Consider the following 19454-nt stretch of genomic DNA (forward strand, 5'->3'; position numbering starts at 1 on the left):
TAATGATTCGTCATCATCAAGCTAGGTCGGCCATATTACTCTCTTTAAAAAGAAAGTCAACTAGTAATTCGAAATATTTTTAACTTATTTAATAATCATTCAATTCAGCACTTTGTGCTAACTTCCTGTTTATCAACAAGTTTTATTTCTCATCACCGCCGATGGATGTGCATTCTACAGCATTTCTAAACCAATACAATACCTTTTTTAAAGTATTTTCATTATTTTGCAACAAGTGAGTATTTTTTCATCAATTCAACCTATTTTTTGATGTTTTTCCTTTTAAACAAGCAAACTCAGGCGTTTTGTGTGTGATTTTAAACCTCTTTTTTTCATTTTTTTCTTGCCACTTCAGTGGGCGACAATCAGCATAGATACAAAAACCTGCTTTTCCTTGTTGTTCTTCGCCATTTATATGCACGCGATATTGAAAACTCCCCACAAATTCATTCCCTACCCCAGCTTTAAAATCACCTCTTGTATTTGCATTTAAATGTATTTGCTGTTTTTTATCTTCAAAACTCCAAACAAACTCTCGCGGCAAATACATCTCACCACCATTTTTACTTTTTATTTTTGGATAAACACGTAAAATATTCAAAATCACCTGATCTGTAAAACACTGTATATTTTCACCAATGTTAATAATAAGCTTACTTTGCATGATTTGATTAAATTGATTTCGAATCTGGATAAAGGTATATCTCGTTGAATCAAGTTCAATCATGCTAAAAAAGTAGAAATGACAGTGTAGGAATGGAAAATCCATCATTTTGCTGTAATACAACACCGCAGGTGCGGATAGGGTATATGTATTTTTTTTATAGTTTAGCTCACCTTTAATTTCACCTAAAATTTGCCATTTTTGATATATACCTACATTAAAAGAATGCAGTTTATGTATAGAAGATGAAAGTTGAAAGGTAAATTCAAGCGTAATCTCACGTTGATGACTACCAAAAAGTAATTGCGCTCCAACTTGTTCGAATAAAACGTGATTCAAACACGTTAAAATTTTGTCTTTGAGTTCACAATCGTCTTGTATTGATAAGTTTTGCAAGCCATCTGAATGTTGCGCACTGGTCGCAATTAAAATTTTAAAACTGTCCGATGTTGTAGTTTCAACATGACTGGTTCTAAAAATTGGGATATTGGGCGTTCCAATAAGAATTTGAACATTTAGAAAGTGAAAAGGCTCAGGTAAATTGAGCAGTATGAAATTCCAATGCAAGATGGAATGGTATGGCGTGGGCACCCACGTAAATTGAATGCCCGTTGAAAGTTGCAGTTTAGGTTTGCGAAGCGCTTTCCATACCATTGCAACCTCCAATTTTTCCTTTTTATTCGGTATTTTTTCTTGCTAAGAATGTAGTAACAAATCCAGATAAAACATACAACACCGAAATAGTTAAAATACCAATTGGAATATTATAAGTGATTGCCGCTAAAATAAGCACAACGGGTAACATGAAAACGAATGGCACACGTTTACGATCCATTTGTTTAAATGAATAATATTTCATGTTTGAGATCATCAGCAAGCCAACAATCACCATAAACGCAGCATAGAAAATTTCAACCGCATGGTCTGTTTTTGGAAAGATGTAGTTGTAGTCTCGACTCACCCAAACCATACAAATCACTAAAATTGCCGCTAATGGACTTGCGATACCAATAAAATAACGCTTATCGACCACGCCAATTTGTACATTAAAACGCGCTAAACGGAATGCTGCACATGCGGTATATACAAAGCAACACGCTAAGCCAATACGCCCAAGTCCATGCACACTCCAACTATACATTAAAATTGCAGGTGCCAAACCAAATGCAATTAAATCTGATAAAGAGTCAAATTGTTCACCAAAAGCACTTTGTGCACCAATGGCACGTGCAACGCGACCATCCAAACCATCTAACAATGCCGCCACGAAAATGGCATAAATCGCATGTAGATATTGACCGTCCATACTCGAAATAATCGAGTAAAAACCTGACAACAAAGCTGCCGTTGTAATAAGGTTTGGCCACAAATAAATACCACGGCGTTTCACACGTTGCCCTTCATGGGTATGTTCTTCTTCAACCACTTCAAACGTAATACCATCGTAAGCGTCGTCTAAACCATCTCCGTCATGCTTGGGGATATGGGTCATATTTGACTCCTCAGATTCTTTGATTTATAGATGATTATTCGCCAACAGTCCATTTTACTGCAATTGAGCCGCCATTTTCCTGCATTTTTAAATGAGGAAGCAACCAAGATAATGCTTGTTTAGCGTCTTCTGCAAATTTCCAAGGTGGATTAATCACCAATAAGCCACAACCATTTAGACCGACTGGGGTATCGTCAGGCCAAACACAAATTTCACAGACCAATTGACGACGAATGCCCGTTTTTGCCATTTTTTTGTAAAAACGATCGACCATAACGCGGTCTTTAATTGGATACCAGACTGCAAAAATACCTGTTGGCCATTTTATATAGGCATTCACCAAAAGCTCGACTAACTGTGGAAAGTCCTTACGCTCAATTTCGTAAGGTGGATCAATCATCACCAAACCACGTTTTTCTTTTGGTGGAATCACCCCGAGCAAACCTTCATAAGCATCGCGCTCATGTAAACCTGCACGGCGGTCACGAATATTCATATAAAGTTGCTGAAATACTTCGGGCTGCATTTCAAAAATAGTGGCTTTATCGGCTTCACGCATACCTTCTAAAGCAAACCAAGGCGAACCTGGATAGGCACCTTTTCCTGAAACAGCACGCATGTCTTCAACAATTTTTAAATATTGTTTAATCGCTTCAGGCGCATTTTTTTTCTCTGAAGCAGGCAAATTAATTAAACGATGAATGCCCGAAAGATATTCACCCGATTTTTGCGCAGCGGCTTGAGAAAGATCATATTTTCCTGCACCACCATGCGTGTCGATATAGCGATAGACTTTATCTTTTGCATTGAGACGGGTCAAAAGTTGCAGGAGCAAAACATGCTTCATAACATCTGCAAAGTTACCTGCATGAAAATGATGACGGTAGTTCATGTGATCTAAAATTCCTTAAATTAGCCCTTATCTTAACATGAAATGCCAATTCTTGATGTTGTCTGGCGGCGTGTTGCTTTAAAATAGCCAAATCTTTGCTTAAGCATTTTTATAAATCGAGCTGATATGTCAACTCTTGTTCATCCGCAGTGGGACTTAAATTTTATCATCGATGCCTTAGATCAACAGGGTTTTTGCTTGCTTGATGATGTTTATCCTACGGAATATTTTGATGCCGTACGTCAAGAATGTTTAGCCCAATTACATCAATTTAAACAGGCAGCAGTCCAAAATGGCGTGGTTTCAAGTATTCGCAGCGATCATATTTTGTGGATAAATTCAGATTTACCCACAGCAGAACAACATCGTCACCGATTACTTGATTTAGGCCAACAATTGAATCAAACCTTTTTCTTTGGCATAAAAGAAGTTGAAGCACATTTTGCTTGCTATAACGCAGGCGAGTTTTATGCACTCCACCGCGATAATCCACAGCAAAAAAATCATCGCGTGTTATCTAGTGTGTTTTATTTGCATGAACAATGGCAAGCAGACTGGGGTGGACAATTACGCTTACAAGATAAACACGGAAACTGGCATATTATTGAGCCTCGTCCAAATCGCTTGGCGCTATTTCAAAGCGATTTACTTCATGAAGTATTGGCAGCAAAACAACAACGCTTGTCAATTACTGCATGGTTACGCAGTCGTGCCGAACCCTTTATTTAAACATTGCAACGCTGCATTGCTATTTTAAACCCTTTAATATTCAACAAATGACCTGATATCGTCATACATGTTTTTGAGGATAAGCTCATGTTCAATACAAATACACAGATTATCGAACGCCTTGGTGCGACAGATCAACTTTATCTAACTGGAAACTCTCCTGAGCTTGCGTTAGAACGTGGCGATTTGCGCCTACAGCTGATTGCTGCTAGTAAAATGCGCCAAGAAAAATTGTATTTTTTGCATGAAGCAATTGCAATTTTAGAGTCGGGACGGGTTGAGTTTGAAGAAATGCCACAATCGCTTTATACAAATTTGTCGCTACATTTAGCCAAAGCGTATATGGTCTATTTTGAGCTCACACAGGAAAATAAATTTGCCACTATCACGCAGCAAATTTTAAAAACATTGGCATATTTGAACCATGCCGATATTTATTTCTTTTTAGCGTATGCCTGTGCAGCGAAACAAGAGCCAGCACTGACCCAACATTGGCTCAAGAAATACAGTAAAACTGAGGGCTTTGATAGCAAATTATTATCTGAGCATCCTACATTTACTGCATTTCATAGCCAAATATGGTTTCAGACATTACTGTAAAAACCAGTAAAACTTAAACACTTTTGAATCCCTTGCTCCACAAGGGATTTTTTATGGGCGTAATAACTCATTGAGTTGATCAATCACAAGTGACCATTCATCATCTTTTTCCCAATGGCTATGTAAAAACTGACGTTGTGCATCATTCCAAAATGGTGCTTGGTGCAAGAGTACATCCGCATTGAGTGAATGGTTTTGAAGGAATTGTTCAATTGCTGCCTCATCTGCATCTAAACCTAATTGCTCAAAGAGTAAAGCTAAGGTTGGGTGTCGTTCAAACATCGTTACACTCCTTATTTTGGTTATTTTATCACCACATCTTAATATAACCAAAATCTAGATGACTGTCAGTCAGTTCCGTTTATTTTTCTTATACACATAAAAAAGGCACTTCAAAAGAAGTGCCTTTTTTAACTTAAAGTCGCCGATCTTATTTGATCATGTCTGCAATCGCAGCACGTTCTTCTTCAAGTTCATTTAAAGTGAAGTTGATACGTTCACGGCTGAACTCATCAATTTCTAAACCTTGAACGATTTTGTACTCACCATTTTCAGTGGTTACAGGGAAACCGAACATCACACCTTCAGGAATACCATAAGATCCATCAGAAGGAATACCCATTGTTACCCATTTGCCATTTGTACCTAATGCCCAATCGCGCATGTGGTCAATTGCAGCATTGGCAGCAGAAGCCGCTGAAGATAAACCACGTGCTTCAATAATTGCTGCACCACGTTTACCTACAGTTGGTAAGAACACATCTTTGTTCCAAGCTGCATCATTGATTTTGTCTTTTAAGCTTTCGCCATTTACGTGTGCAAAACGGTAGTCTGCATACATCGTTGGAGAGTGGTTACCCCAAACAGTCATGTTTTCGATGTCAGCAACTGCAACACCTGCTTTTTGCGCAATTTGCGTTAAAGCACGGTTGTGGTCAAGACGTAACATTGCAGTGAAGTTTTTCGCTGGTAAATCTGGTGCAGATTTCATTGCGATATATGCGTTAGTGTTCGCAGGGTTACCTACAACCAAAACTTTAACATCACGGCTTGCAACTTCGTTAAGTGCTTGACCTTGACCAATGAAGATTTCACCATTTACTTTTAATAAGTCAGCACGTTCCATACCTGGACCACGTGGACGAGAACCGACTAATAATGCGTAGTCTGCATCTTTAAATGCAACTTTTGGATCATCTGTTCCAACCATGCCTTCCAACAAAGGGAATGCACAGTCGTCAAGTTCCATCATAACGCCTTTAAGCGCTTGTTGAGCTTTCTCAACTGGAATTTCAAGCAATTGCAAAATAACTGGTTGATCTTTCCCTAACATTTCACCGCTTGCGATACGGAATAGTAAGCTATATCCAATTTGACCTGCAGCACCAGTAACGGCAACACGAACAGCTTGTTTCATGTAATTATCTCCAATTGAGCACGTTAATATGATTAAACAGTTGTTCTATTTAATCCTTTAATCATAAACGGCCACAATTGTACTCCAATCGCATTAAATCTGCATGAAAAAGAGCGGCTTCTGCAACAAAAGTCTGATAGAGAGTTTCGGTTTTTATTCTACTTTTTGACTAAAAAAACGATTAAAGCGCATTTTTTCTATTTAAACTTAGTAAATCCCTTGAATGGTCAAATTACTCGGACAGTTTGAAACTAGTTTTGTTGTACAAGACTTGTAATCGCCATTATTTTTATAACAAATGCTGACATGGGTCAGTAACGTGGCTTTATGATTACTTTGACAGGTCAACACCATACCATCTATGGGTAAGCGTGGATTTAGACGTGAAATTTGTTGAATTAAAGCAGCCTTGCTCATCAAATGTGAACTTGGATCGTTCATCACAGTGGGAATTTTTAATTCTTGAGCATAATTTACAATGGTACGGAAATATTGTGCGGCGCTCATGGGTACACAACCACCGATACTTTTCCAAAGCTGAATACGTTCAGCTTCATCTGGAAGAATACGCGCCACCACTTTAGCTTGCAAAGGAGACAGAATTGCCGAAGTATTCGTTTCACAGCGATTATGTAGCGTCTCAGGCATTAAACCCGCCACTGTTAAAGCATAACCTTCTAAACATTTGCGTTGTTTTTTCCGCGCAGAATCCAAACTACAAACCGCAGGTGTCATTTGAATATGCAGAATATATCCTGTATTCACGATATTCTCTGCAAAAGCCGCACGCGTTGCAACCAAGCAAAATCCCAACAAACAGCCGCATGTAAGTAAGGAAAAGAGGCGTTGTATCTGTTCTATATCCATTCGCATAGTGTAAAACCAAATCACTATTTTTCGTTTGTACTTATAGATGGGTCGATACGTGTAGGAATATTCTGCATCCATTTTCCTATAGATTGAAATCCTTGTCCTAGTACCACCGCGTAATGAGTCGCATTGGTCATGACATTTTTGACATAATCTCGTGTTTCAGTGAGCGGTATACTTTCAACATATTGATCTGCTGGTAATAACTGCGCATCTGGTTGCCATCTTTTAGCACGATTGGGCCCTGCATTATATCCCGCTGTTGCAAGCACCGCATTACCACTCAACTGACTTTGAATCATGGACAAATAATAGGTTCCATAACGAATATTGGTATTCATGTCACTGAGTGCGGCAGGATTATACGATTCTCCCATTTGTTTTGCGACTAATTTTGCAGTATTTGGCATAATTTGCATTAAACCGCCCGCGCCTACGTTTGAACGTGCATGCGTCACAAAACGACTTTCTTGGCGCATTAAACCATACGCCCAAGCGGGATCAAGCCTAACCGTTTGGCTATGACTCACGACATTGTCTTTATGTGGGGTTAAATAACGCAAATTATCATTGTGCTGTTTAACAGTACGATCCGCTGCGTAAATCGCGCGATCATACCATCCCATATTCGCGGCCTTTTGTGCAGCAGCTAGAATCAAGCCATCATCTTGTTTTAAATAGGCTTGGCGTACCGCCCAATTCCACTCTCGATTGGTATAACTGTCTGGTGCTTGAATATTTTTTAACGCAAAGGCGCGTCTAAAATAAATATTTTGATCAAGTCTCTGATAATCGCTATTGGTTGGCTGTGCTTGATTGAATTTAGAATATTTTTGTCCTAAACGCTGCTGTGCCAATAAATTGTGATAACCATCACTACTGATCGCAAGCTTTTGATAAATCTGTTGTGCAATTTGCTGTGAACTGGCATCTGAACGTTGTTCGTAGGCGCGTGCCAACCAATATTGCCAACGATCATCTTGCTGCTGAGCCACACCCATGCTACCAATCGCCCGCGTCACACTCTCCCATGCACCAAAACGAATTGCTTGGCGTGCATAAATTTCAGCTTCTTCTGGGCTAAAAGCAATACCATAACTCGCATCAAAATAATTTAAAATAACGCGATTAAAATTATTTTTTAAAACCGTTGTTCCACCAATATAAGCAACAGTTCGATACAAATATTTCTTTACAGCCTCAGGTGTTCCTTCTGCCGCACGATTCACCGCACTTAAACCCGAATTTAAATCGCTATCAGTTAATCGCCCTAAAGCAAAAATTAAATAAGCATAATCGCTATCATTATTTTTTGGTGCCGACCACAAATATGTTAAAGGGTCTGCTTGAATTGAATTGAGCTGTGCTAAGGACAAATTCAACCCGAATGATTGCGCTGTGGAAAGTGCTGTGCCAATTTGACCTGCACGCAAAAAACTCCACAACCGTTGTTGTTTGTCTTGGCTACTCATAAGCGGGCTAGACAGCATCATCCGTGTTAAACCTGAGCACAGGTCAGGTAAATTACTGGTACTTAGCCAGAGGTCTTGATATTCAGCAAACACCAAAGGATCACCAGATTTTGCACGTACTTGCGCTACAGCACAGCTTTCAGCTTGATCGGGATTCGTCACATAAGGTACTACAGGTTGCGCACTGGCAAAGTCAGCTTGTTTAACTTTTTCTTCGACATAATCGGCTGCGAGCTTTTCAGCCATGGCGGACTGCGGATAGCGCTGTGCAAATTGCACAATATTGCCTGAAGGTTGTGTGCTTAAATTTAAGTTGAGTTTCCAATATTCAGGATAATAACCCAATGCATCTTGTTGCATTGCTTGGCTGTATTGATCGAGTAAAGCGCTATTGCCTTGATTGGCAGCGCGAAGCGCATCATTAAATTGTTGTTCTGCTGCATGCGAGATACTAATACAACTGGCGGTCAAAACTAAAACAACCATGTGTCGTATTTTAGATTGAGAAAATACCCGTAAATTGTCCATATCGCCCTGCTTTACTTTCAAAAACACCACCCCTATTTTAGAGATTAAGTTTAATATCTCTGCAAATTTTGAGCTGTTATGTTATGTAACACTTTGCTGAAATATCCAACATCAATAGGATGATGAAATAGCTACAAGTTTATTTTGAAACAATGCTAAAATACCGCTCCATTTCTTATTGCCGTAGTGTTTTTTAACACTTAGCCCATCTTTTTAGGAGCCTACATGACGGTTCAAACCTTCATTCCGCAACGTGCCGAAGCTGCCTCAGAAAACACTGTTCTCCAGCCTTTGCACACCTCTGCCGTTTCAGTGAAAAAGCTGTATATTGAAACGCAAGGGTGTCAAATGAATGAGTATGACAGTCACCGTATGGCCGACTTGTTGGGCGATTCGCACGGTTATGTGTTAACTAAAGACCCGAACGATGCCGATATTCTGCTGATGAATACCTGTTCGATTCGTGAAAAAGCCCAAGAAAAAGTCTTTAGTGAGCTTGGTCGTTGGCGCAAACTTAAAGAAAAAAACCCTGAATTAGTAATTGGTGTTGGCGGCTGTGTAGCATCTCAAGAAGGTGATACGATTCAAAAGCGTGCGCCTTATGTCGACATGGTCTTTGGCCCTCAAACTTTGCACCGCTTACCGCAAATGTTAGATCAACACGAAGCGCAAATTGCCAAGCCAAAACAAGACAAAATTAAATTGGTTGATATTTCATTTCCTGATATTGAAAAATTTGACTACTTGCCTGAACCTCGCGTAGAAGGCTATAAAGCCTTTGTTTCAATTATGGAAGGTTGTTCAAAATATTGTTCATTCTGTGTTGTACCGTATACGCGTGGCGAAGAGGTTTCTCGCCCATTAGATGACGTTCTTGCAGAAATTGCGACTTTGGCGGAAAAAGGCGTACGTGAAGTCAATTTGCTTGGACAAAACGTGAATGGCTACCGCGGAGAAACCTTTGAAGGTGAGATCTGTACTTTTGCCGATTTAATTCGCTTGGTTGCAGAAATTCCAGGTATTGGTCGTATTCGCTACACCACGTCACACCCACTTGAATTTTCTGAAGAACTGATTGAATGCTACCGTGACTTACCACAAATGGTGTCACATTTACACTTGCCAGTGCAAAGTGGTTCGAACGATGTTTTACAAGCGATGAAGCGCAACCACACCATCGATGTGTATATCGAAAAAATTGCCAAATTACGTAAAATTCGTCCAGACTTACATTTATCAAGCGACTTCATTATTGGTTTCCCAGGCGAAACAGATGAGAATTTTGCTGAAACCTATCAGTTTATTCAAGATTTAGATTTTGATCATTCATATAGCTTTATTTATTCAAAACGTCCAGGCACACCGGCTTCAGAACTTGAAGATCCAACCCCTGAAGATGTGAAAAAAGAGCGTTTAGCGAAAGTTCAAAAAGTCATTAAAGACTCTAGTATTGCCAAAACCGATGCCATGCAAGGTACCGTACAACGCGTGTTAATTGAAAATGTCTCTCAAAAAGATCCGAACCTTTTAGTGGGTACAGCAGACAACACTCGTTTGGTGACGTTTATTGGCGATTCAAGCTGGATTGGCCGTTTTGCCGAAATTGAAGTAACCGAGATTAAAACTTTGAATTTAGTCTATGGTGAGCTCTTGAATCTTGAGCCTGACGTGGCGTAATGTAGAGGGACACTTCCATAACACGAAAAGGAATGCCTTTGACTACAGCAATCCGACGTACAGTGTCTTTTCCTGGGATTTCAATCGCTCGTTTAAAAAGCATGCTCGGTGCTTATAACGGTCACTTGAAACAAATTGAACAACGTTTAGATGTCCAAATCAGCCATCGAGGAGATTTTTTCTATCTTGATGGGGACATCGAAGCGGTTGAGAGAGCAGAAAACTTATTACAACGGCTGCATGAAGAAGCCGAACTGTCCTCTGGAGTCACCGCAGACCAACTGCATGTGATGATTCAAGGAAGCCAAACCGAGCGAGACCTCATGGATGATGAAGGTCAGGAACATACGGGCTTGGATTGCGTCTGGTTACAAACCCCCAAAGGGCGAATTAACCCACGTGGCGCAAACCAAAAACGTTATGTACAACGTGTTTTACAAAGTGATATTTCTTTTGGGATTGGCCCTGCAGGAACAGGTAAAACCTATTTAGCGGTTGCGGCAGCAGTCGATATGCTTGAACGTAATGAAATCCAACGTATCCTCTTGGTTCGACCTGCGGTTGAAGCAGGAGAAAAATTAGGTTTCTTACCTGGGGATTTAAGCCAAAAAATCGACCCTTACCTTCGCCCGCTGTACGATGCACTATACGAGATGCTTGGCTTTGAAAAAGTCGCCAAACTGATCGAACGCCAAGTTATTGAAGTTGCCCCACTGGCCTATATGCGTGGGCGTACCTTAAACCATTCCTTTGTGATTTTAGATGAAGCACAAAACACCACCCCTGAACAAATGAAAATGTTTTTAACCCGTTTAGGTTTTGGTTCACGTGCAGTCATTACAGGTGACATCACCCAAGTCGATTTACCCCGTGGACAACAATCAGGTTTAGCGCATGCCTTACGCGTGCTTGAACCCGTGACCGAAATTCATATCACACGTTTTCACTCGCGTGATGTGGTACGCCACCAATTGGTACAAAAAATTGTCGAAGCCTATGAGGGCTGGGACAGTGAACAACAGCGTATTGGCGCAGAAGAACGTGCCGAACGCAAAGCCCGTCAAGATGCATTGGTACAAGCAAATGATCGTGCTGCCGATGCACAGCATCATGATATTTAAGGACTGTTTTTGAAACTTAATCTTTCCCTACAACAAGACGTTTTAGCACCTGAATTGGTGCTAAAACGTGCTCTGTTAAAAAAAATTATTGAAACGACACTACGCCATATCGATATGCAGCAAGACTGCGAAATTGGCGTGGCTTGTGTTGATCACGCCCAAAGCCACGAATTAAACTTACAATATCGCCAAAAAGACAAATCAACCAATGTGTTGTCTTTTCCAAGTGAAATTCCAGAAGAAGTTTTGCCGTTGCTTGATGCTTATCCACTGGGCGATTTAGTGATTTGTATCCCTGTGGTACTTGATGAAGCCAAGCAACAACAAAAACTGCCACTCGATCATTTTAGTCACATGCTCGTTCACGGCACACTACATTTGTTGGGTTATGACCATGAAACAAGTGAACAAGATGCTGAAGAAATGGAAGCGCTTGAAATCGAAATTTTAGCCAAACTAGGTTTAGATAATCCTTATCAAGATCAATAAATTTAAGGCGTGCCACTCAAATGTTTGTTGTGATTTTTAAAGCCAAAGTGGCACAACTTGATGCTGTATATGCCAAAACGGCGCAGCAACTGCGAGAAAAAGCCATAAATGAGTATGGCTGTCTCAAATTCGAATCTTTTCAAGAAAATAACCAAGAAATTGCCCTGTCTTATTGGCCAGATTTAGCCAACATTCAAGCATGGCAACGCGACAGTGAACACCTAATTGCCCAAAGAATGGGGCGAACATTATGGTATCAGCATTACAGCGTCGAAGTCTGCGAACTGTTACGCCACTACCAACACCCTTAAATTTATTTCACTTCAAATTCTGCTTCGGCAGGATCAAAACGCCATGTCCGCACAATGCGCAATTCGGAAATATCTTTCATTCCCGCATCGAAACGTCCAAACGGTGCACCACGGCGTACCGATGCTTTGGCAGCTTCATCTAACACACTAGAACCTGAACTTTGCAATAAATGGATGGCACGAATACCACCTTCGGCATTTAAAATCACCATTAAACGGACATTACCTGCCATATGTTGTTGCTTGGCTTGTTCAGGATAATAACGGTTACCATAGAGTTCGACTTTTTCACGAAATTTATTTAAATACGCCGCAGAAGCATCGCGTTTAGCTTGAATGCCATCGACCGTTTTAATTTTCTGCTGCCGACTAAACTCATGTTGGCGCTGCATATATTGGGCTTCAATACTGGCCACCATCGCAGCTTTAGCCTGATATTGACTTTGCAAATCTTGCGTGGCTTTTTGGTGTTGCTGATCTTCAGCTTGTTTTTGCCAACTGAGCACCGTCATTAAGACTTTTTCTTGAAATTTAAGTGCACGCTGCTGTTGTAAACTCTGTAATTGTTCTAACTGCTGCTCACCTGCGGTTTGTGTTGCCTCTGCCTCTCGAAGTTGGCTCGACATACGATATTGCTGATGAAACTGCCCTGATCCTTGTTGATCTGCCTGTGCTAAAAAATCCACCTCTTTAACTGGCTGTGCTGCTGGGCGTAACGTGATGGCAATTTCTTGTGGTGCATTCTCTGTATCATGTGGCATAGCAAAACGTATCGATAAAAAGATGACGTGTGCAAATAGTGCAACAATCAGCACACACATAAACAAGCGGTCTTGCCACCAAAAATCATTCAATTTACCGCGAATCAAGCGCTATACTCCCCATCATCCTTTTTCAAGGCTCAAAATTGACTAAAATACACACAATATCAATTTAAGATATGCTTTAATTCATTCATCTTTGTTATGCTCGTCATTATGGATACCAAGCATCTGTTATTTGATGTATTCATCCCCAAAATGGCTGCTCATTTTTTCTCTTATTGAATCAGATTGCAACCGAATAAGAGACTATTTTCTTTGGAATTCTTATATGCAAGCATTGATTGGTCATTTATCGCAATTTGCGCGTCAAGTTTACGAAAAAACCAGTGGATTTATTGAAGAAGAACGTGAAATTCCCGTCACAGAAGCATTTTTTAATGCAACCTTAAAACGCTATGTAACCGATAATGTTGGTCTACTCAAAGATTTACATGCCGATTTACATGAGGATTGGCTACGTTTATATGCCACAATTGATATTCAAGGCATTTATGCTGAAGTTTCTGTGGACTTAAAATTACTGCAAATGGAGCTCAATAAAAAAACGCAACTGTTAGTTTTTGAGCAAATTTCAGAGACTAAACTCATTAAAGCCGAGTTTAAGAGCAAGATGAAAAAATGGGGCGTTCATAGCGCATTGTTTTTTTATCAAAAAATCTTAAAACAAGATCCGTTGGGCAAAATTCTAGCGCATTTTAATATCGTTCAGGTTAAAGATGATTTGCTGTTTTTAGACTTAAATCGTTGGTTAGGGCAAAGTGCTTCTATTTTAGACATTTTAAATAAAGTCCATGTCAATCGCGCACAACTTGCCGAACAAAAAATGTTGGTCTTAGGTAACATTAATTTAGAAGCCATTTTTAGACGGTCACCAGACTTTGCACTTGAAGCAGCAGAAATCTCTAATGATGAAACAATAACACCGCAAAACAACGCATAATTAACGCTATAAAATACTCATGGGAGATTACAAAATAAGAAGACCAACTTCTTTTGTAAAATCTCCCCGTTAGGACACCAAATGAAAATCTTTCATTTTAATTTAAATAAACACTTGGCACTTTCAATCTGTGCAACAGCAGTAATGACGATGCTTTCAAGCCAATCTTTTGCACTCACCCCTTTTCAAGCGGCTTATCAATTTTCTTACAATGGTAAAAATTTAGGTACTGCAACACGCGCCCTCCAACAAACCGACGCTAGCCACTGGAACTATAGTTTTAGCGCTCAAGCAGGCATAATTGCCTCTGCCAATGAAAATAGCCAATTTAGTTTAAGCTCTGGACGTGTCAATTCAGCTCAGTTTAATCGTAACAGTAAAATACTGGTGCATAACAATCGCCTAAGCATTCAATTTACTCCAAGCACGAAACTAATTCACGCCCAAGAAGATGACACTGTGCGCACTTTTGCTTGGGAAACAGGTGCACTTGATGAACTTAATGCAGAAATTCAAGCTCGAGAGGACTTACAAAGCACAGGCTTAAAAAATAATTACTTGATTGCTGATGCCAAAGGTTTAGATGCGCGTAAATTTATCAAGGTCGGTACGGAAAATATCAACACACCTTATGGCACGTTTAATACCATTAAAGTTCGCTTAGACCATGGCAACTCCGATAAAAACACCATTTTCTGGCTCGCACCAAAACTTGATTATGCACCTGTCAAAGTAATGCATAATGATGGCAGTAATTCTTATGGATTACTGATCACCCAATACAAAGCAGGCAATAATTAGACGATTTGGTCAAATTTTTACTTGCATTTTTTAAGATGCTTTTTAAAATACGTCTTTGCTTAAAAAGCATCCATTCATTTGAGGTATTCTCCTGTGCAAGCTTTGGAACAGAAAATCTTAGCCGAAGGTATTGTTCTGTCTGATCGTGTTTTAAAAGTCGACTCTTTTCTCAATCATCAGATTGATCCCGTATTAATGCAGCAAGTTGGGCAAGAATTTGCACAGCGCTTCAAAGATCAAGGGATTACTAAAATTATTACCATCGAAGCATCGGGGATTGCCCCTGCGGTGATGACAGGTTTAATTTTGGGTGTGCCAGTCATTTTTGCACGTAAAACAACATCGCTCACTTTAAAAGATGATTTGTATCAAGCCAAGGTTTATTCTTTTACTAAACAAATTGAAAGCACGATTTCAATTTCAAATAAATACTTAAAAGCAGGCGATAAAGTTCTTGTAATTGATGACTTCTTAGCCAACGGTCAAGCAGCGCTTGGTTTAGCCGATTTGGCACATCAAGCACAAGCCGAAGTGGTTGGTATTGGTATTGTCATTGAAAAATCATTCCAAACCGGTCGTGAGCTATTAATTGAAAAAGGCTATCGTGTTGAATCTTTAGCACGCCTTGAATCGTTAAACGATGGCAAAGTAACATTTGTGACTGCTGAATAATTCACACAGTGCTTTGAAAGCCCAAAAGATGATTCCAAGTGAATCATCTTTTTTTTATTTAAATATCAGCCTAACTTCTGCACCATTTCAGCTAAACGCTTACCTTGTTCAAAACAAAGTGCTTTTTCCTCACTCGACAATTTTTTTTCATGCCGTGTTCCACTCACATGCGAAGCCCCATACGGCGTTCCACCCGATTGAGTATTGGATAGTGCAGGATGTGCATTGGTTAAGCCTAAGATCATCATACCATGATGAAAAAGTGGTGGTAACATACTTAGCAAGGTACTTTCTTGTCCGCCATGCATAGAACCTGATGCAGTAAATACACAAGCAGGCTTATTGTGTAAAGCACCACTTAACCAAAGTGGTGTGGTTTGATCCCAAAAATATTTTAAAGGGCTTGCCATATTGCCAAAACGGGTTGGTGAACCAACTGCCAAACCTGCACAATCAGCTAAATCTTCTAAACTACAATAAATATCGCCTTGTTCTGGAATACTGGCTGCTGCAACTTCAACCACGGTGGTAATTTCAGGTACAGTCCGAATTTTAGTTGGGATTCCGATAGCTTCTATCCCATCAGCAATCAGATGTGCCATTTCACGCGTTGCGCCAGATTTACTGTAATACAAAATAAGAATATAGGGTTGCATCACGATTCAATATTTACTTAAAACATTAACTATACGGTATTTTTACGTTTTTTTTGTTATAAAAAACCATTTACTCGCTCTAAATGCCAATTACAACTAGGATAGGCTATGCAAAATTTGCTTAAAAAACTACCTTTTTATAACAGCCAATGGTTTCAATTTATTCTTTTTCTGATTGCACGTTTTGAAAATGATCATTGTCGTGAAAAGGCAGCTTCCTTAACCTACACCACACTCTTTGCCGTTGTGCCCATGCTGACGGTATTTTTAGTGATCATCTCTTCCATTAAAGCGTTAGAACCCGCAAGGCAACAACTACAGCATTTAATTTACAGTAATTTCTTACCCCGCAGCAGTATTGCCTTTGATAAAGCCTTAAGTGCATTTACCGACAAATCGAGCAATTTAACAGTAATCGGCATTCTGTTCTTATTTGTTACCTCTGTACTGATGCTAACCAGTATTGAAAGCGTTTTTAATGGAATTTGGCGGGTTAAACGTCAACGAACAGGTATTTTGGCCTTTATGCGTTATTGGACCATTTTATCACTCGGGCCAATTCTACTGGGCAGTGCTTTTGTGATTTCATCTACAGTCGCATCGATGAATATTTTAAGCAATAACTTTGTTGGTTATGAACTAAATGGTGCATTGTTTCTCGATCTAATTTCATTCGTTTTAGTGATTTTAGGTTTCTTTATTCTATATTGGACACTACCCAATCGTACAATTCCCTTTAAATCTGCTGCAATTGCAGCACTAGTAAGCGGTAGTTTATTTGAATTACTCAAAAACTTTTTTGGCTCAATCATGGCTAATTTCACAAGCTATGAGCTGATTTATGGCGCCTTTGCTGCTGTACCTATTTTCTTACTGTGGATTTATTTGTCTTGGAATATTATTTTACTTGGAGTGGAACTCAGCTTTGCCATCACCTCTTTTGGCGCAGAAAATTCCCAAAAACGCCATCCAATGATTATGCTCTTAGATGTACTTGAACTTTTTTATCAAAAACAGAAACTTGGGACAACCGTACAAGAAAAAGAAGTACTCAAAATTTTGGGACGTGGTGAAATTGGACGTTGGCCCAGCTACGTTGAAATTCTAGAACAGCAACATCTGATTAAACGTACCCAACATGATGACGAATATGTATTAGTCCGAAATTTAAATGAAATTGATTTTTGGCAATTTTATAATGCAGTGCCTTTTACATTACCGTTACGACGTGACATTGAAAACATCCACAAAGATGACTTATGGGTCGACTATCTTGCACCCTATATTTTAGATGCCGACAATTACCTTAAAGCACATCTTGCGATTCCTTTAGCAGATATTTTTGAAGATAAACAAAATACAACACAAAGATAAGTCCAGTAAGGTTCCTAGATTTGAGATTGTAACAATCTAGGAACTAAGTAAGGTGATCATGCGATAGATCTACTTCTCTTAGCACAGTATCAATACTATATCTTGCAAATGCAGAAATCTGCTCAATAAAGGAATTCAATTGTGGTGATAAATACCGATCAATTTTTATAAACAAACCACTTCGCCAATAAAAAACCGATGTATCTAACATCGGTTTTTTATTTCAAGACTCAAATTTAGTCTGCTTGCACAAATGTCGTCCAAACAAAGTCTTGAGTTTTACCATTTAAAGTTAACGTAAGTTGATCATCACTATGTAACGCGCCTACACCTACAGGAGTTCCTGTCATCACTACATCGCCCGCGTCTAAAGTAAACGCTTGGCTCATATCACAGAGCATTTCAGCAATATTAAATAATAAGTAAGCAGTATCACCTTTTTGGCGAATTTCATCATTTACTGCAAAGGTATAGGTCGTATGCGTCCAATCTTCAATTTCAGCGACATCAATCCAATCACCCAGCATACATGAGCCATCAAACGCTTTAGCACGCTCCCACGGCTGACCTTTGTTTTTGAGTTCATTTTGCACATCACGTAAGGTCAAATCTAAGCCCAAAGTCACTGCACCAATCGCTTGTAAAGCTTTTACAGGGTCGGTTTCATTTTTAAGTGGCTGATCTATTCGTAATGACAATTCGCATTCATAATGGCAACTGCCCAACGCCTTGTTCCATGTAATGCCTTCGTGTAACCCAATTAAACTGCTAGATGGCTTAATGAATAACACAGGGCGATCAGGTACAGCATTGCCTAATTCTTTGGCATGGTCTGCATAACTACGCCCGACACACACAATTTTCGATGGACGATGGTTCATATTACTTCCTCTGTTTGTTGTTATTTCATTTTCAATTATTTTTTAAAGCTATGTTCGAATAAACGTTGCTGATCAATATTGGCAAAAGCACGTTTTGGCACAACAACCACATTGCGCGTTTTAAATTCCAACATATAACTGAGTTTACCTTCGGCAAAATGTTGGACTTCACTATAAGCGTAACGCTGCTGCCGTGCATTTGACCATAAATCAAAATGCTGCTGGTACAAGTCAAAGCCTTGCTCACTTTTTCCCAACTGATATTTTACAAATTGACGTTTAAATAACGTCGGCAACAACCAGTAACGCATTAATCCTTGCAACAACAAGAAAAATAATCCCAAGCCAATATAGTAACGCCCAACACCTGTTGCCCCAATGTAAAAGCCATACACCACCACCAACACACTAATCATTGGAGTTAAAAAACGTGTAATTTGCTTTTTACCAAAGGTCGCAAGTGCAAAACCGTCTTGAGATTCTTCTAAATTAAGCGAATAACGGACAGATAAAGCAGGCTTTTGATCAGTCATGTCAGGCGATACCATATTAAATTGAGCTGTATTAGACCACAAACGTCTCAAGATTTAAAAGGCATAGTATTTGGATTTAGCTGTCGAATTTAAATACAAATATATGTTATAGAAAGATTGGCAAATTTCAGACACAAAAAAACCGCAATTAAGCGGTTAATTCTTCAAGTGGTGCGCTCAGAGAGATTCGAACTCCCGACCCCTTAGTTCGTAGCCAAGTGCTCTATCCAGCTGAGCTATGAGCGCGTACTTGATGGAGCGCATTATACGTGATTTTTACATCTTGGCTAGTATTTTTAGAAAAATTAAATTCAAGTGCCCACTTATTAAACAAATATGCATTTAAATCACATTTTCACCTATCATCTCGCTCCATTGATAATACTTTTTATCTGCAAGATTGAGCATCGCCACATCGCTTGGGCTAGCCATGGCGCAAGATGTACAACGCCTATTATTTTTTGCGTAGAAGTAAAGAAAATGTTAGAGACACAGCAAAACTATCTTCAGA

The 19454-nt window shown here is 39.4% G+C and carries 21 protein-coding genes and 1 tRNA gene; 10 read left to right on the forward strand and 12 right to left on the reverse strand.

What is annotated here, in order from left to right; all coding sequences use genetic code 11:
• Nucleotides 1-250: 250 nt before the first annotated feature.
• The 3 genes from FXN70_RS04945 to FXN70_RS04955 are packed head-to-tail and all read right to left on the reverse strand — an operon-like array spanning nt 251 to nt 3048.
• Complete coding sequence (locus tag FXN70_RS04945; RefSeq protein WP_324646386.1) at nt 251-1318, reverse strand: DUF6670 family protein; 1068 nt, start codon at nt 1316-1318, stop codon at nt 251-253.
• A gap of 22 nt (nt 1319-1340) precedes the next feature.
• Complete coding sequence (pssA, locus tag FXN70_RS04950) at nt 1341-2156, reverse strand: CDP-diacylglycerol--serine O-phosphatidyltransferase (protein ID WP_324646387.1); 816 nt, start codon at nt 2154-2156, stop codon at nt 1341-1343.
• A 34-nt stretch (nt 2157-2190) separates the two neighbouring features.
• Nucleotides 2191-3048, reverse strand: a complete 858-nt coding sequence (locus FXN70_RS04955; protein ID WP_324646388.1) for a 23S rRNA (adenine(2030)-N(6))-methyltransferase RlmJ — start codon at nt 3046-3048, stop codon at nt 2191-2193.
• A 126-nt stretch (nt 3049-3174) separates the two neighbouring features.
• On the opposite strand from FXN70_RS04955, the gene FXN70_RS04960 reads away from it, so the two are divergent.
• Complete coding sequence (locus FXN70_RS04960) at nt 3175-3777, forward strand: 2OG-Fe(II) oxygenase (RefSeq protein ID WP_324646389.1); 603 nt, start codon at nt 3175-3177, stop codon at nt 3775-3777.
• Between the two features lie 87 nt (nt 3778-3864).
• The gene (locus tag FXN70_RS04965; RefSeq protein WP_324646390.1) at nt 3865-4377 is read left to right on the forward strand and encodes a hypothetical protein; all 513 of its coding nucleotides are present in this window, start codon (nt 3865-3867) and stop codon (nt 4375-4377) included.
• A gap of 51 nt (nt 4378-4428) precedes the next feature.
• On the opposite strand, the gene FXN70_RS04970 is transcribed toward FXN70_RS04965, so the two are convergent.
• The 4 genes from FXN70_RS04970 to FXN70_RS04985 form a co-directional block, all read right to left on the reverse strand.
• Nucleotides 4429-4659, reverse strand: a complete 231-nt coding sequence (locus tag FXN70_RS04970; protein WP_324646391.1) for a DUF2789 family protein — start codon at nt 4657-4659, stop codon at nt 4429-4431.
• A gap of 148 nt (nt 4660-4807) precedes the next feature.
• Nucleotides 4808-5794, reverse strand: coding sequence for a malate dehydrogenase (locus FXN70_RS04975; RefSeq protein WP_324646392.1), 987 nt, complete (start codon nt 5792-5794; stop codon nt 4808-4810).
• A gap of 207 nt (nt 5795-6001) precedes the next feature.
• Nucleotides 6002-6667, reverse strand: a complete 666-nt coding sequence (locus FXN70_RS04980) for a ribonuclease I (protein WP_324646393.1) — start codon at nt 6665-6667, stop codon at nt 6002-6004.
• Nucleotides 6668-6684: 17 nt separating this feature from the next.
• On the reverse strand, nt 6685-8622 hold the full coding sequence (locus FXN70_RS04985; RefSeq protein ID WP_324646673.1) for a lytic transglycosylase domain-containing protein: 1938 nt from the start codon (nt 8620-8622) through the stop codon (nt 6685-6687).
• 267 nt (nt 8623-8889) lie between these two features.
• On the opposite strand from FXN70_RS04985, the gene miaB reads away from it, so the two are divergent.
• From miaB to FXN70_RS05005, 4 genes are read left to right on the forward strand one after another with little or no spacing between them, the layout of a single operon-like run.
• Entirely contained in the window at nt 8890-10341 is a 1452-nt protein-coding gene (miaB, locus tag FXN70_RS04990; protein WP_324646394.1) for a tRNA (N6-isopentenyl adenosine(37)-C2)-methylthiotransferase MiaB, read from the forward strand.
• 38 nt (nt 10342-10379) lie between these two features.
• Nucleotides 10380-11462: a PhoH family protein gene (locus FXN70_RS04995; protein ID WP_324646395.1), complete on the forward strand. Its 1083-nt coding sequence runs from the start codon at nt 10380-10382 to the stop codon at nt 11460-11462.
• A gap of 9 nt (nt 11463-11471) precedes the next feature.
• Complete coding sequence (gene ybeY / locus FXN70_RS05000; protein WP_324646396.1) at nt 11472-11951, forward strand: rRNA maturation RNase YbeY; 480 nt, start codon at nt 11472-11474, stop codon at nt 11949-11951.
• Nucleotides 11952-11971: 20 nt separating this feature from the next.
• Nucleotides 11972-12262, forward strand: a complete 291-nt coding sequence (locus tag FXN70_RS05005) for an antibiotic biosynthesis monooxygenase (RefSeq protein ID WP_324646397.1) — start codon at nt 11972-11974, stop codon at nt 12260-12262.
• 2 nt (nt 12263-12264) lie between these two features.
• On the opposite strand, the gene FXN70_RS05010 is transcribed toward FXN70_RS05005, so the two are convergent.
• On the reverse strand, nt 12265-13083 hold the full coding sequence (locus tag FXN70_RS05010) for a TonB family protein (RefSeq protein WP_324646674.1): 819 nt from the start codon (nt 13081-13083) through the stop codon (nt 12265-12267).
• A gap of 271 nt (nt 13084-13354) precedes the next feature.
• On the opposite strand from FXN70_RS05010, the gene FXN70_RS05015 reads away from it, so the two are divergent.
• The 3 genes from FXN70_RS05015 to FXN70_RS05025 all read left to right on the forward strand — a co-directional run bounded on the left by FXN70_RS05015 (nt 13355) and on the right by FXN70_RS05025 (nt 15499).
• Complete coding sequence (locus tag FXN70_RS05015; protein ID WP_324646398.1) at nt 13355-14026, forward strand: hypothetical protein; 672 nt, start codon at nt 13355-13357, stop codon at nt 14024-14026.
• A gap of 81 nt (nt 14027-14107) precedes the next feature.
• On the forward strand, nt 14108-14827 hold the full coding sequence (locus tag FXN70_RS05020; RefSeq protein ID WP_420714373.1) for a DUF3108 domain-containing protein: 720 nt from the start codon (nt 14108-14110) through the stop codon (nt 14825-14827).
• A gap of 93 nt (nt 14828-14920) precedes the next feature.
• Complete coding sequence (locus tag FXN70_RS05025; RefSeq protein WP_324646399.1) at nt 14921-15499, forward strand: xanthine phosphoribosyltransferase; 579 nt, start codon at nt 14921-14923, stop codon at nt 15497-15499.
• A 65-nt stretch (nt 15500-15564) separates the two neighbouring features.
• Here FXN70_RS05025 and wrbA read toward each other — a convergent pair whose 3' ends face one another.
• Entirely contained in the window at nt 15565-16155 is a 591-nt protein-coding gene (gene wrbA, locus FXN70_RS05030) for an NAD(P)H:quinone oxidoreductase (RefSeq protein WP_324646400.1), read from the reverse strand.
• 108 nt (nt 16156-16263) lie between these two features.
• On the opposite strand from wrbA, the gene FXN70_RS05035 reads away from it, so the two are divergent.
• Nucleotides 16264-17529: a YihY family inner membrane protein gene (locus FXN70_RS05035; RefSeq protein WP_324646401.1), complete on the forward strand. Its 1266-nt coding sequence runs from the start codon at nt 16264-16266 to the stop codon at nt 17527-17529.
• A gap of 236 nt (nt 17530-17765) precedes the next feature.
• On the opposite strand, the gene FXN70_RS05040 is transcribed toward FXN70_RS05035, so the two are convergent.
• The 3 genes from FXN70_RS05040 to FXN70_RS05050 all read right to left on the reverse strand — a co-directional run bounded on the left by FXN70_RS05040 (nt 17766) and on the right by FXN70_RS05050 (nt 19189).
• A complete protein-coding gene (locus FXN70_RS05040; protein WP_324646402.1) occupies nt 17766-18410 on the reverse strand; it encodes a fumarylacetoacetate hydrolase family protein in 645 nt (214 codons plus the stop codon).
• Nucleotides 18411-18445: 35 nt separating this feature from the next.
• On the reverse strand, nt 18446-18943 hold the full coding sequence (locus FXN70_RS05045; protein WP_324646403.1) for a YcxB family protein: 498 nt from the start codon (nt 18941-18943) through the stop codon (nt 18446-18448).
• A 169-nt stretch (nt 18944-19112) separates the two neighbouring features.
• Nucleotides 19113-19189 (reverse strand) — tRNA-Arg (locus FXN70_RS05050).
• Nucleotides 19190-19454 lie beyond the last annotated feature (265 nt).

It is taken from the genome of Acinetobacter sp. MD2 (assembly GCF_035615575.1).
GTDB lineage: Bacteria > Pseudomonadota > Gammaproteobacteria > Pseudomonadales > Moraxellaceae > Acinetobacter.